The 13296-nt window shown below is 48.8% G+C and carries 19 protein-coding genes and 1 pseudogene; 2 read left to right on the top strand and 18 right to left on the bottom strand.

Annotated features, from left to right (window positions below; all coding sequences use genetic code 11):
* Positions 1–9: 9 nt before the first annotated feature.
* The 15 genes from ACUN2T_RS06055 to ACUN2T_RS06125 form a co-directional block, all read right to left on the bottom strand.
* Positions 10–435 carry a phage tail assembly chaperone gene (locus ACUN2T_RS06055; RefSeq protein ID WP_445496704.1) on the bottom strand — a complete coding sequence of 142 codons (426 nt, stop codon included), beginning with the start codon at positions 433–435 and terminating at the stop codon, positions 10–12.
* Between the two features lie 2 nt (positions 436–437).
* Positions 438–878, bottom strand: a complete 441-nt coding sequence (locus ACUN2T_RS06060) for a phage structural protein (protein ID WP_445494399.1) — start codon at positions 876–878, stop codon at positions 438–440.
* A 9-nt stretch (positions 879–887) separates the two neighbouring features.
* A complete protein-coding gene (locus ACUN2T_RS06065) occupies positions 888–2351 on the bottom strand; it encodes a DUF3383 domain-containing protein (protein ID WP_445496705.1) in 1464 nt (487 codons plus the stop codon).
* A 3-nt stretch (positions 2352–2354) separates the two neighbouring features.
* Positions 2355–2900, bottom strand: a complete 546-nt coding sequence (locus tag ACUN2T_RS06070) for a phage neck terminator protein (protein ID WP_445494403.1) — start codon at positions 2898–2900, stop codon at positions 2355–2357.
* Positions 2890–3279: a head-tail adaptor gene (locus ACUN2T_RS06075; protein WP_445496706.1), complete on the bottom strand. Its 390-nt coding sequence runs from the start codon at positions 3277–3279 to the stop codon at positions 2890–2892. The genes ACUN2T_RS06070 and ACUN2T_RS06075 overlap by 11 nt, the downstream gene beginning before the upstream one ends.
* The gene (locus tag ACUN2T_RS06080; protein ID WP_445496707.1) at positions 3266–3784 is read right to left on the bottom strand and encodes a hypothetical protein; all 519 of its coding nucleotides are present in this window, start codon (positions 3782–3784) and stop codon (positions 3266–3268) included. The genes ACUN2T_RS06075 and ACUN2T_RS06080 overlap by 14 nt, the downstream gene beginning before the upstream one ends.
* Positions 3781–4191 (bottom strand): DUF4054 domain-containing protein, encoded by a 411-nt coding sequence (locus ACUN2T_RS06085; RefSeq protein ID WP_445496708.1) that lies wholly within the window; start codon positions 4189–4191, stop codon positions 3781–3783. The genes ACUN2T_RS06080 and ACUN2T_RS06085 overlap by 4 nt, the downstream gene beginning before the upstream one ends.
* A complete protein-coding gene (locus ACUN2T_RS06090; RefSeq protein WP_445494411.1) occupies positions 4160–4555 on the bottom strand; it encodes an STY1053 family phage-associated protein in 396 nt (131 codons plus the stop codon). The genes ACUN2T_RS06085 and ACUN2T_RS06090 overlap by 32 nt, the downstream gene beginning before the upstream one ends.
* A gap of 38 nt (positions 4556–4593) precedes the next feature.
* Positions 4594–5541 carry a DUF2184 domain-containing protein gene (locus ACUN2T_RS06095; RefSeq protein ID WP_445494413.1) on the bottom strand — a complete coding sequence of 316 codons (948 nt, stop codon included), beginning with the start codon at positions 5539–5541 and terminating at the stop codon, positions 4594–4596.
* An 11-nt stretch (positions 5542–5552) separates the two neighbouring features.
* Entirely contained in the window at positions 5553–6059 is a 507-nt protein-coding gene (locus tag ACUN2T_RS06100; RefSeq protein ID WP_445494414.1) for a structural cement protein Gp24, read from the bottom strand.
* A 10-nt stretch (positions 6060–6069) separates the two neighbouring features.
* Entirely contained in the window at positions 6070–7326 is a 1257-nt protein-coding gene (locus tag ACUN2T_RS06105) for a DUF2213 domain-containing protein (protein WP_445494416.1), read from the bottom strand.
* Positions 7327–7341: 15 nt separating this feature from the next.
* A complete protein-coding gene (locus ACUN2T_RS06110) occupies positions 7342–7875 on the bottom strand; it encodes a phage head morphogenesis protein (RefSeq protein ID WP_445494418.1) in 534 nt (177 codons plus the stop codon).
* 70 nt (positions 7876–7945) lie between these two features.
* The gene (locus ACUN2T_RS06115) at positions 7946–9421 is read right to left on the bottom strand and encodes a DUF1073 domain-containing protein (RefSeq protein WP_445494420.1); all 1476 of its coding nucleotides are present in this window, start codon (positions 9419–9421) and stop codon (positions 7946–7948) included.
* Positions 9422–9423: 2 nt separating this feature from the next.
* Positions 9424–10947 (bottom strand): phage terminase large subunit, encoded by a 1524-nt coding sequence (gene terL, locus ACUN2T_RS06120; RefSeq protein WP_445496709.1) that lies wholly within the window; start codon positions 10945–10947, stop codon positions 9424–9426.
* Complete coding sequence (locus ACUN2T_RS06125; RefSeq protein WP_445494422.1) at positions 10901–11506, bottom strand: terminase small subunit; 606 nt, start codon at positions 11504–11506, stop codon at positions 10901–10903. Before ACUN2T_RS06125 ends, terL begins: the two co-directional genes overlap by 47 nt.
* A 254-nt stretch (positions 11507–11760) precedes the next feature.
* On the opposite strand from ACUN2T_RS06125, the pseudogene ACUN2T_RS06130 reads away from it, so the two are divergent.
* A pseudogene (locus ACUN2T_RS06130) lies at positions 11761–11862 on the top strand (hypothetical protein); the annotation flags it as partial.
* Positions 11846–11914 carry a KTSC domain-containing protein gene (locus ACUN2T_RS06135; RefSeq protein ID WP_445497815.1) on the top strand — a complete coding sequence of 23 codons (69 nt, stop codon included), beginning with the start codon at positions 11846–11848 and terminating at the stop codon, positions 11912–11914. The pseudogene ACUN2T_RS06130 and the gene ACUN2T_RS06135, both read left to right, overlap by 17 nt.
* Before the next feature lie 50 nt (positions 11915–11964).
* Here ACUN2T_RS06135 and ACUN2T_RS06140 read toward each other — a convergent pair whose 3' ends face one another.
* The 3 genes from ACUN2T_RS06140 to ACUN2T_RS06150 are packed head-to-tail and all read right to left on the bottom strand — an operon-like array spanning position 11965 to position 13150.
* The gene (locus ACUN2T_RS06140; protein ID WP_445494423.1) at positions 11965–12417 is read right to left on the bottom strand and encodes a lysis protein; all 453 of its coding nucleotides are present in this window, start codon (positions 12415–12417) and stop codon (positions 11965–11967) included.
* A 6-nt stretch (positions 12418–12423) separates the two neighbouring features.
* Positions 12424–12828 carry a structural protein gene (locus ACUN2T_RS06145; RefSeq protein ID WP_445496710.1) on the bottom strand — a complete coding sequence of 135 codons (405 nt, stop codon included), beginning with the start codon at positions 12826–12828 and terminating at the stop codon, positions 12424–12426.
* Complete coding sequence (locus tag ACUN2T_RS06150; RefSeq protein ID WP_214085827.1) at positions 12818–13150, bottom strand: phage holin, lambda family; 333 nt, start codon at positions 13148–13150, stop codon at positions 12818–12820. Before ACUN2T_RS06150 ends, ACUN2T_RS06145 begins: the two co-directional genes overlap by 11 nt.
* Positions 13151–13296: the final 146 nt, after the last annotated feature.

The following is a 13296-nucleotide window of genomic DNA, read 5'->3' on the forward strand; positions in this document are numbered from 1 at the left end:
AATCGAGCACTAAGCCGCTGGCGGGAGTGGCGTCCCGTTGTCGGGGAGTGCGTGCAAAAAATTTCCTAATGAATCCCCGATCACTCTCGCGACTAGCTGCAACAATGTTGGCAGGTCAATGTCATCGAAGTGCAATACCCCCTGCGAGAATACAGCAGTCCACCCTTTGCCATGTTGCCGCGATACAACTGATAAGCAGGGGTAGAGGATCGCATTGCAATCTTCGTCGCTTAAGTCAGAAACGGCTTGTGCGATTTTAGGCAGCGCCTTCTCTAAAGCGCCCTCCATGTTTTTGTCTTGCGCCATTGTCTGTACGGCGCGAATATCAGACACTAACCCGGCCAGAACAGGCAGCAACTTACGGGATACTTTGAGTTGATCGAACACGCTCAGCTTTGCCGTACGATACTGAATACTGTTAATTTCAAATTCCATTATTAAAACTCCCCTAACACTTGATCGATTTTGATGCAGTCAAACGCCCACGCGACGGTACCGCCGTCTTTTGCGTTTGTATAATCGGGTTGTTTCTGGAAAGCACCGCCCCGCGCTGTCGTGATTTCCCCTGATACGTGGTTTCGAATAACAATCACGTTATTACCCCATGTACTTGAAGACAGTGATTGCGCGTTATACGCCAGTGACAACTTTTTATTGGTCGGTGAGGTTTTCAATAAAGTCACTGTGATGGTGCCGGATTTGCCCGCATGTAACGAGTGCATCCCTTCCCCGTCTGCGCCAATCGTCATGGTGTTCTTGGCTTCGGTCATCGTGATTGTGATCCCCTCTTCCGAAGTGGCTGAACCATACCCCATATCGATAACCCCGGTTGGGCCGGTCAAAGATGCCGAAACATCCATAAATGAATAGGTTGACATGTTTACCCCTTATCGAACGACATTAATCAGTACATCTGCATAGTGGACAGCACCCGCTAACTTGATAGCGCACTGGATAACCGGTGCTTTTCGGGCTTCCCTGTCTGCCTGCGCTTGTGTCGCAATTGCTGGTGCGTAGACGTAATACCCTTTAGTTAAGGTATCACCCGACTGGATTTGTCCAATGCTCCCGCCGTTCCAGATACCCGGTGCCACCAGCCCGTTGGTGACGGCCTGATCAAGGGATTGCTCAACGTTGGTCAGTAAACGCGTGACACCCGCATCCGTCTGGGGGATCTTGCCAGTACTGGTGTAAAGCAGGTTATAAAGATTGTTCTGCACGTAGTTCTGTAACCAGTCCAGCCCGTGGCGCTCATCAATGAAATCCCCGTTTGCCATGACGCCTTCCTGAATAATGGCCGTGTCGTTGTTGTATTTAACGAAAACATTGCCGTTTTTCGTCTTCAAGGCGTTAGCTTGGGTTGCTGTCAGGCTTTCCGCCGTCACAGCCGGTTCTTGTTTGAATTTCAGGGTAATGGTGGTGTTATTGCCATTGAAATTGACGGTAAACATCCGTCCCATCAGAGAAGCGGCGGTATACGGTTTACCCGATGAATATTGCCAGAGCGTGCGCTGATAGTTGCCCGCTTTCAGTTTTGAACCGATATCAGTAGCAACGTCAGCATCCAATACCTCTGTTTTCTGTACTGTATGCCCATAGATACGAGAAACCGATGCAGATTCGATGTAGTCGGCAACAGACAAAACATCTTCATCCGTCAATGTACCCTCAGCAACCACCAGCCCATACCAGCCACTTGACGTAGCACCCAGTGTTGCCACCGCCTCAGCAAGGGTTTCTGCTTTGGCCGGTTCGATAGCGGTAGCGCCCGATCCCTGATTCAGCTTTAACAGGTCACCAATATAAGTCCCGGTAGTTGCCAGTGAGACATAACCCACCGTCCCTGATGCTTGCAACGAAATCACAAAACGGGAGGTATCCCACGTCACCGCGCAATCTTTCAGCTTTTCCGCAATTCGTTGGGCCACACCGTTCAGATTGGTTTCTTTACTCAAATCAATGCCGCTGCATACCGCTTCTTTACCGTTAATCACTAACTTAAAAGAGCCATCCGTAATGGTAGTAAAAATGCTAATGGCTTGCTGTTGCTTCGTCAGTATTGCCCCTCTTAAGACAGCAAACGACTGATCTTTTACCCATCGGCCGATATATAAATCAACCGGGCGGGGTGACTGGGAATAATAAAGTGCCGCCGCCTGATACTCTGGGGTATCCAGACCAAAATCAGCTCCGACGCCATCAATATCGGAATACAGACGTAAACGTTCTTGAGTATCAATCACATTGCTTGCACCCACAATGAGTAGTGAGCCAAAGTTTCGGGATTGCGCGGCACGCGGGGCCATGTTTATCGTGACATTGACGATATTTGAAACAGGTAATCCCTGCATAATTTAATCTCCAAAGAATTTAACCGGCGCGTCCACCAGCGATTTAACACCGTATTCACGCTCGACTTTTCGCCGTAAGGTGACCGTCATGTCATAGCGACGCACCCACTGGTTATTGATAAGTTCGGGCGCTGAAAAAATACGGCTGTAGTTGCTGAGTGACAGACCGATTCGATTTAATTCTGCGTTGTTGGGGCTGAGCGTGATCCCATCCCGAAATTGCGTGCAATGATGTTGACCTGACGGACCATAAAACGAGATAAGGCATTCGATTTTCTCATGTCGCCACAATTCGGTACTTTCATCCGTTTGATTAACGAAAGCGGGCGTATCATCGGAAACTATCGATGAAATCCCGAACGCACACCAGTTAGTATCGTGACTGGGAAAAACTCGCGTTTCATCATTAGGTTGCCATTTTGGGAACATCATCTTCCCCATCAAGCCACTTACTGAACTTATCCAGCGTGACAGCTTTCGCTCTATCTCGCGGTCATAGTCTGGGCCTGACAAGGGTGTGAGCCAGCCCGGTTGGGTGCTATTGCTCAATGGGTACCCCTCCATCAAATGGCAATAGCTCACAATGCGCCTGCACGAACCCGGCCCCGTAAGCTGTATACGGATCAACGGATTTGACTAAGTAATCCCGGTTTTGATACGTGACCACATCGCCCGTTTTATCGGTTTCGCCTGCTATCAACCGTGTTGCTGTAATAATCAGAATATTACCGCTGACGACTTGCCCGGCTATTCTCATCTGAGCCTCGAGAGAGCGGTCAACGGTCACTACCCCGGCAAAACTTTTTGTAGTTTTTTCCGAAGTGGCAAACCCATCATCATCGACAATGACTTTGCGGCGTGTATATTTCAGCGACGTATCGCAGAAATCGGGATCAAATAAAACCTCAGTGACATCAAGAAGTGGCATTTTTATTCCTCACAACATAGTTGATAGAACGCAGCAAGTAACCGTGAGCGTATAGCGGTTTGTCGCCGGGTATCCCCTGCCTGCGCCGAGCCTCTTTTGTCGCGTCAGCAATTGGCGTCAGTCGATCACCGTCACCAATGACTTTCTTGGCGCCGTCACGCGCAATCTGTCCAGCCCGTTCCAGCTCACGGACAGCCGCATCCTGCTTACCATCAAGAGCCAACTCTGCCGCCGCTTTTAAATACAAGGTTGTGCGGTCCTTGGTATCCTCAATACCAAGTTCAAGAAAAGGTCGGGGATGGAGCGTGACAGTTTCGCCATCAAGCTCCACTGTCGCCCCGGTTGACTGTAGATAGCCAATTTCTGCGTTGTTCAGCGCTTCCCCTTCTTCACGCGTAGCATTTTCGGCCGGGATACCCACCAGCACGTCCATATCTGATAGCTTTTTGAGGGATTCCAGTATTGCCGCCGCATTGTCCGCCTTGATAGTCAGACCACTTTTCATAACAGTTGTCTCCCACCCGCGCCGAACATGGACCACCACCAAAAGAATTCTCTTCCGTATGCCGTATTGTTCCAAAAGCCCGCATCGGGATTGATAATCCCTGATGTGTCGTAACTCATTGAAACTTTGTCTACCGATTTCGACGTCAACACACCACCGCCCGCCGTATTCACGCTGCCGCTGATAGAGGCACCCGCAATAGTTTTCCCTCTCAGCTCAACGTAATGCGCGGTGAACAACTCACAGAGATAGACGAACTGGTCACCGTGTACGTTTTGGTCAAGTAGCTTATCCGCCTGGCTGAGATAGAAATTGATTGCAGTGTCGGGATAGTGAGTGCTGTCGGAAAATTCAGGGAAGTCGGTGCGGAATTGATCAACTGTCGGCAGAAGACTGTTTTTTGCCATTGCCAGCCCCCGGTTTCTTTTCAGTATTGTTTTCTGTCAGGGTTTTGTCAGATTTAACGTCGACCTGAGCCTTCATTTCCTCTAAGACTTTATGCATTTCGGAAATGGTCACGTCTTTAACGGCTATCTGAGACTTAAGATCTTCATTCTCAGTAACCAATTTCTCAATCACCTCTTCCAGAAAGGCCGAAGAGTCATTTAAGTCCTTTTGTTTCAGCTCGTTTTCATCAATTGGCTGGGCATGAGCTGAGAATGCCCAATGGTTAATAACTTCATCGGGAAAGCTGCTAATGCCCGGTTGCAGTTCTATTTGAGTACCGTCTGCAAAACTCAGGATCGCTTTCTTTGATACGAGGTATTTCATGTCAGTCTCCATGAAGGCGGAGGCGTCCCCGCCATTAATTAAGATACCGGAACATCCAAATAGGCAATGGTATTCGCATACGGCGTTTCAACCTGCCCCAGTCGGCCATAATAGGTTGTCAGTTGCCATAGTCCGCGATATTCCAGCGGGGTATTCAACAGGGGTACCAACGGAAAACGGATATATCGCTCTTCTTGTGTATAAGCGACCATTCTGTGCGCACCCCGTGCGCCACGCTTAGAGGCCCATTTCATGGAAACGATTTCCAGCGGTTCGCCGTTCTCCTGGAATGCAATGCAGTTTATTTTCACGTATTCCAGTACGGAAATATTTCCGGCGTTAGATACTTTCTTGCTTGAAAGCAACCCAAACAATTCAGGCGCTAAGCCAACTTTGCCGGGACAAATCGCGTAGCCGGACGATACCCACGCGTCAGTGAGGAGAATATTAAAGTCCTGAACGATAACGTCCGGGTCTGTCGTCGCCGTCCATGGGGCCGCTGCTGCACGCGGGATAACTTGCGGGATATTCAATAACCCGCACATCCCCTTTTCTGCATCACCGATGTATACCTGCTCGTCAACATCCATGTTGTATTTTAGCTTCATCGCGTCATGCTTCTGGCTGTCAATGGGGCGCCCCACTTGCATAGCCGAAGCCAATTCGGTGACGGTATAACCCACTTCCATCCCCCACAGTTCGAGCGCTTGAGCCGTACGTTCAATATTTAGGATTGGCCCGGAATTCGCTGTTGATGTTGTGCTGATCCAGTTCTTACCGTTAGGGTTTGATCCCCCCGCCGCCGCAAGTGAGGTGTTTGTGTAGGAAGACACTTCATCGGCGATAGAAACGTCAGTACGAAGTGGCATATCACGTGACCACTTGGTCGACACAAGCGGCATGTTCAGTGTCTGGTCCCTGCGCTCCAGCTCACCAATAAGAAACACGCCGGTTGAATCTCTTGTGGCTTTATCGATAGTAAACATAGCGTTCCTTATTAAATGTTGTATGCGATTTCAATGTTGCCGTTAGCATCACTCGGCCCCATCACTTCGGCGCCCGGCAACGCCGGTGTATTTTCCCCTGTAACATCCTGTATCAGCACAAATGACCCAACCGGGCTATCGGCTGTCGCCCCGGCGACGCGCACATAAACCGGATTGCCTTTGCTGGCGCTAACACTAGCAGCGGATACACCCACCGCCACGCAGATATAACCCCGTTTCAGATTGTCGGCGGCGGATCCTGCTTTAACCCCAAGATAAGCCAGATCTGTCTGTGACTGGGTAGGGTAGGGACGAACGAGAATACCTTTCACTTCGTCTACCGTATCACCCTCCTCAAGCGGGACAAATTTCCCGTTCGAATATTTCCCCACCAGCCCATATGCGCTGAACAGTTTCTTAGGATCGACGGTTTCAGGCTGAATAGTCAGGTCACGGGGACGAGTTACAGAACCCGGAATGCCCAGCGGCATCCGGTCAAGATAAGAAATTCCACCCATTGTATTTACCTTATTTGTTACGTTTCCAGAGGTTAGCGTACAACTCATTCAGTTGCGCCGGCGTAGCGTGCTTTGATCCCACTGCCGAACCAGCAGCATCAACAGTTTGAAAAGTGATAGGATTGAGTCGGTTCTTTTGCCGGTTAATTTCTACCGCAGCGTTAAATACCGCATCAACGGTTGCCTTTGGTGTTTTGGAAAAATCACTGATGCCAAAGGATTTCAGGCTATCACCGGTACGCATTGCATGACTGAGCACTTGCCGCTTGAGGGACTTATCCCCTGTGGGTTTAAAGCCCGGACAAATAATCTCCGCGTCAGCAATGATGTTGCGACGGTATGCAGCATCACCCGTCACTTTAGCGTCGTCCTCTTCATCTTCGGGGTTACCGTCCGCCGTTTTCCCCTCCAGCGTATCTAAACGCGTTGATATGGAATCCATAAACTTTTGAGCCCATTCCGGTACCGCGTTATCCTCTGTTTTGTTTTCAGTGTTGTTTGGCTTGTCATCAACCGTCGTGCGCTCCGCCGTCGGTAATGCTGTTGCTTGTGCTGGCGTATTCATGTTGATTGTCACTCCAGGAATGGAGGCCATCCCATCAGATGGAAGGTCCGGCGCTTCATCAATGAGTTTCGCTAGCGCGTCGTCGTCTCTTGTTTTAACGGCTTTCGCCAAATTTTTAAGCCATGACATAACCGGCTTCTCCTTCTTGAATTTTGGGGCTGAGTCCCCGATTGCACAACGGGAACCCGCCCGGCCATTTTTGACAATGGCAAGGTGATTTCCTGTGATTTGGTATTGCCTGCCCTTGCCGGGCGCTATCTGCTTGTATTGCGTGTCATAGCCGCAACTGACATCGGTTATTCCTGCGTTTATTGCATCAATGGCCTCTTGTCGCTTAACCAGCACGTCAGCCACCAGCAAATCCGACTTATCGCCAGTGCCGCGTCGGACGTTCTGGATATGTCCGTGAGCCAGTTCGGAGAAATTGGAAGGATTAACAAAAACGACATTCCCTTCTTCGTCCTCGGGGTGATCTAGTGTGACGGCCACCCCCTCGAATGACGCCATTGTCTCCGGTGAGAAAACCTCATCTTCGGTGCGATAGACTGTGACCAATCCACTGGCATCAGGTTGTAAGTCAATTTCTTCGGGCAGATAAGTTTGTGTGCCTGTACGAGCAATGGGTACGTCTTTACACAGCAATGAGCTATCGGCTTGCAGATAGCGAGTCTCCCCAAGCCTTGTAGTAAAAAAATATTTCATTTCCTAAGCTGCCTGTCATTCTCTCGGCGGGGGAATATGCACTTCCGGCCAGCACTTACAGTTCGGCAGACACCCCGCATGGCCTGTCATTCCGTCCAAAGTGGGCGGATCTTCCCAGCGCACAAATTTATCTTTCATCTTTCCGTGTGAGGGTCGCGTGCCAGCCCCTTCGATACGCCACCAATAGCCCTCTGAGCCGACTGATAACGCGCGAGCCTGTGTAAGCGCCGTTGTCGCTCTGCCAATCTCCGTACGGGCTATCATCCTCGCCCGGTTCGCCGCGACATTCCCAGACTCCATTATCATTTGATAAAGTTCATCTGGCCGTTCGCCATTGATAACGGCCTGTATTGCCCTATCCTGAATCTCTTTAACACGTTCGGCAGCTTCGAGCGGCAGTGATTTCATCAGTTGAATCTGACGATAAACGATATCTTGAGTGACTTGCCCAATCGGAGTATTTCCCACTACATCGCGCAAGCCCGCCGAAATCTCTTGCGACACAGAACGCCACTGGCGCCATTCTTCACCCTCCACTTGCATGAACATTTTATGCGCGACGGAAGTAATCCAATCGTCAAGAACCTGCGAGTAGTCGATAAGATGACCCGCGGCGGTATCAGCGCTGGCTTGAGAACCATCGTAAGAGCCCGTGATGATTTGATTTATTTGGCTGACTATCGCCTGTAGGCTTTTGTTGTATTGAATTTCCGAACGTCGGCGGAGGGCGGGTTTCAGATTCAGACTCCGCCCAGATCGCTTTTGCGCTTTCAATGTCTTCATCTGTAATTGAACCTCCAATACCGATGATGTCAGCCATGTTACGTAAATCCGTCATTGCCGCATGAATAGGCAGGATCTGCCTGTCCACCAGCGTCCCTATTGCAGAAGCCACATTGTTCGCCATTGTTGATCTATCCGTGTCTGACATTTCCCAAAGTTTGTTGAACTCGAAAGTGAAATCATTAGGAAGCGGCTCGCCGAATAGTGACCGATGCGAGATATCCAGCAACCATCTCAATGGGTGACGGAGACGTCTTTCTTGCAACGTGTTAACCCGACTGTAGTAGTTCTCTAAGTCACCGTCGCCGGTGCTAAACCCGGATGGCGATTGACCAAACAGACGCACTAGCGGGATACCGGTAGCCCCAGAGACTTGTTCAGCAAAGCGCAAGATGACATCAGCAATACCGGCGAACGAATAGCTATGAGTTTGGAATGCGTCCAACGCATCCATTAACGTCATGCCTTCAATTGTCTGGAATTCGCGGATCATGTCCATATGCTTCATCAGTGCGGCATATGCAGGACTTCCTTCGCCTGTCGCTAATATTTTCCTTAAGCCATCAATGCTATACGTCCGCAAGTGCGCTTTGTGAATGAGTTGCGTTGTCCCAACAGTGGCTGTATCAAACGCTTGGACACGCTCGAAAATGCGCTCTACCACCGACATCCCCCAGCCATTTTCTGTCTGTGCTTGCTGAAATGGCAATGTATCACCTTCCATCCTGATAACGCGCGAGTGATGAATCTTCCAGGGTGGAATTCCCTGCTGATTGATCACCACGTTATAGAATTGGGGTTTTCCGAAGTGCGGGCCGTACTCTTTGACTACGTCGCTGTCCGTCGGTTTGACCATCCACCGGTCAAGACACAAAGTGCCCTTGAACTGCCCCTCACCAATCGTTTCAAGGTTAAGAGGCGTTGACGGGTCTTGTCCGTCAATCAGTACCACCAGCAATGCCCCGCCATACAAACGAGACCATTTCAGGGTATTATTGAGTTCGTCCCAAATCCCGATATCTTCCCAAAACGTTTCCAGTCTTCCTTTAGCATCTGGCTTCATTCGTGAGCTGATCGATATGCCCTTGCGAGTCATATCATCAGCCATGGCGTCCACGCCCGCGCCAATTAAAAATGAACTGCGATAGCCAAACTCAATCTGTACTCTGTTACGTGAAATGTAGCCAGGTATGTACGTACCATTCGATTGAATGTTTGATGTATACCCGCCGAGTTTTGCAGTAAAGTTATTGTACCCGTCAGCAGTCCTAACGGGCTTTTTTGCGTCGTTACGACGATTTTTACGGGCCATTACTATTGTCTCCCTAATGCTTCCCATATACCTAGGTCGCCAGATTTCATGTCAGAAATAGCATCCATTAACGGATCGAGCTGGTCATCGTGCGTATTAAACTCTGGAGTGATAGCTTCCATTTCAGTGAGAAAATCATTTATCCATTCAGCCTCGGCGGGTAGATAAATGTAACCCGACTCAATATAGCCTTGAACATCCATCAGCCGCGTGAACTTATCCTTATCTCTCTGAATGGGTATCACCGGGCATAGGGCCTCTGTCTGGATTTCTTGGATTAGCCCGGTACCGGAAGCTTTATCTTCAATCTTCATCGAAATCAAAGAACCGCAATCTTTTCTGGCCTTACATTTCGTCCAAAAAGCGACTGCGCGACGTTTGAGTTCCTTGGATTCCCACTTTCCCCGGATCATGTCAATCAGGTACATCTTGCCGTCTTCACCCAAGCCCCACAGCTCAAAAACAGAGAAGTCATTGGCTTCTTTGATTTTTTGTGCTGTATCGCCATAGACCGTACTCCAGCGGATGGGCGGTAAGACCGTATACTCTTTGAACCACTCTGATTTGATTAAGCCGCCGCCTTTTGCCGTGGGTCTCTGTTGGTACAAAGCATTCCAGACCAGCGAGCCACGTTGCTTGCATTTATCAACAAAATCCTGTGGCATGCGTTCGGGGAACAGGATTTCACCCGGCTTTCTCAAGCGGTATGTTTTGCCGTTCAGAACGTGAATTTCTTCCTTTTCGGCTTCCATCGGAAAACTGACTACTCGCCATTGCTCTCCGCCTTCCTCTGCCAGCTTGAGTAGCTGGCCCGCTAAGTCATTCTGATGCCAGCGAGTGAGAATAATCACAATGCCATTCAGCTTCGGATCTGCGCGGGTGAAGAACGTGGTGTCATACCAGTCCATAACAGATTCTTGATAGACCGGGGATGAGGCTGTTTTGTAGTCCTTTGCCGGATCATCGATGATACCGATATTCATCCCCTGCCCAGTAATGCCCCCATTAACGCCCGCCGCACGATAAGAACCGCCGTGCAATTGACCTTTAGCGTCCAGTACTTCCCATAATTCCGCTGTACGAATTGCCCCACCCGCAAGCGTCCTAATGTTCGTTCCATTGAGCCGAGTGTTCGGAAACGCATCTTGATATTTTTTGGTATCAATAATGCGCTGCGTGTCGCGTGACATGCGATTAGCAAGATCAGACGAATATGAACAAGATATGATGTGCCAGTTTTGATGCTTGCCCAGCACGTAAGCGGGAAGCCGACGAGATGCCAATTCGCTCTTCCCTGAACGTGGAGGGGCAAATATCATTAGCCGGGGCATCTTGCCATTCTCAATATCACTCAGAAACTGATCGAGCTCTAAACAAAGTAACTCATTGAACCAACCCGTTTCATACCGTGAGTTTGTATAGAGCGTGAAATCCATCAGAGATGATCGGGCTTGTTCTATTGCTCTACACCGATAGGCTTCAAGAGTCTGTAAGTTTCTCATTGAGCTGACTTGAGCGACGGCCATAGCCAACCTCCTTTAGTCTCTCTTCAAGTTGCTCATCGGTTAAGTCAATTTGTACCGGCCCTCCATCTTTACCCGTTAATTCAGTCTTAACATTCTCACGGAACGCCTGCACGCCAACATGCTTACCCAGTAATTCAAGATTTTTAACCTTATCAGGCCATTTGATTTTTTTAAGAATGCCGACAATTTCTCTATCCTCGCCTCGCCCCTCGAACATCTCTGCCAAGTCAAAGCCGCTAAGATAACGTCGCCAGGTTGTCGGCCACTCCTGTACAGATTTTAGGCTCATATCTGCGTGAAGAATATCGGCTATGTCCATCCTGTCGATCTCAACGAGTCTCATCAGTACATAGCCTGCGTCCACACCCAGTTGCTGAACGCGTTCTTGTTTGAGCTGTCCAATGTATTGATTAACGAGTGGATTCTTCAACAAGCTGTAGCCCATTTCAGAGGCCCGCTTTGGACTGTACCCGGCGCGGATAGCGGCTTGTGTAGCATTAAGATCGACAATGTACTCATGGCTAAACATCCGCTGCTTAGTGGTGAGTTTTTTTGTCATATATTTACCTGTATATAAACGTAAAAAGCCCCGGATTAAACGAGGCTCATTGATTAGGTATTCTTATTTTGCGGATAGTTTCACAAGATCTATAAAATCTTGACATAGTTCTAACTTATGTCCGTGATCGTCAACAAAGTTATATCTGTTAAAATATTCTAATATTTCCTCGGGACTTTTCCCATATAGAGGAGATTTAGAAAGTGAATTGAGTTCCTGTTTCATCTTCAAACCTTCATTCTGTTGGTTATAACCAAGCGACAAAAACATTGGAAATAGCTTTCCGTGATGGTGCGTTCATCAATCCTTGGTGTTCCTCCACAGATACACCAAGGATTGATGAACGCACCTTCTAAGGGGCGATATTTCAATAAGCATATCAAGGATGTCTATTCCTATCGTAAGTAAGATAGGTTGATTAATTCAGCGGGGCTATGCCTCGCTTTTCTGGCTTTCTGTTACTGACACTGAGTTTTGATGTAGTCCTGCAAGCCTAATACCTGCTGATTGATTACTGCTATTCGCTCTCTGAGGGTCCAATAATGCCGGATAGCGGTGTCATCAGGTCGGGCGGCTGTTGCATCATCCAAGCGGGAGGAGGAACTGGCTTCACTCTTTGGACATGTGGCTTTGACGAGCAGCCGACGACGGCCAGCGGCAACATCACCACGAAGAGCATCAATTTCAGATTTGGCATGAGCAAGTTCCTTTGTATATTGATTATCCAGTTCAGACAGGCGTTTTATCCTCTCCTGCTGACTGGCGATTTCATTCTGTTGCTCCAGCAACTCGCTCTGTAGCTGGACTGTCGTATCAAGCTGTTTAGTGTACTTACCGTAATAGTGATGAGCCACCAACGAGACAAGAACCAGGGCAACGAAGGTGTAACCGTGTAAGTTAAACTTCATCATATCGCCCTACAAAAGTGAAAAGGCTTTATCAATGACCTCGTTGTCATAGGGCTGACTACCATTCTCTACGGTAATAATGGCCTTAATCAGTTTTGTCATAAGTGCCTGATTAAACACATCAACAACCTGATCACGAGTAACATCGGTGTCTTTACACACACGATTAACATAACCCTCGGTATTATTCTCATTGGGCGGGGCCCAGCGTGAAATGATCCCCTTCACTGTTTTGAGACCATATTTTCTATTGTAATTATGTAAAATTTTAATCATGGCCCGAATACCATATTCAGGGCTGACAAACTGACAGAACGATTTATCGGTACGCTGTGATTCAGACGCCAAACCCAGCCAGTCATCACCCCAACGGATATTGCCGGGGTTATTATTTCGTATGCCTCTACTTTGCATCTGATACCCCCGCTTTACGATTCAAAGTCCCACGCATCAACTGGCCGAAAAAGTCCGTTCCCAGATAGCCAATAATCACACTGCCGATGTACGCTAAATCCGTGCTCAAATTTAAGAAGACGAGTAAGTCACGAATGAACCACGCAATCAAAGCGCACATCAGCGCGTCAATCATTGTCTTCCAGAACTTACCGCCGTTATATCGACCTCTGAGATAAGCCATTGTTGCAGCCAGCGCCGCACCTAAACCTTGTTCTTTGACTGATAACAGCCATAACCATAGCTGCATCCAGATATCAGGCTGCTTGTCCATGAGTTTCATATTTCCACCCCCGTTGGGGATTAAGTCCCCGCGATTACGGGCGTGAAAACAAAAAGGCCGCGCATTGCGCAGCCCTTGAAGTGTTGCCGGGTATTTCACGCCCGGCGCGTGGTATCATCTTTAGTCCCTACAACCAAAGAGGAATC

This window comes from Photorhabdus machadonis, from assembly GCF_052657765.1.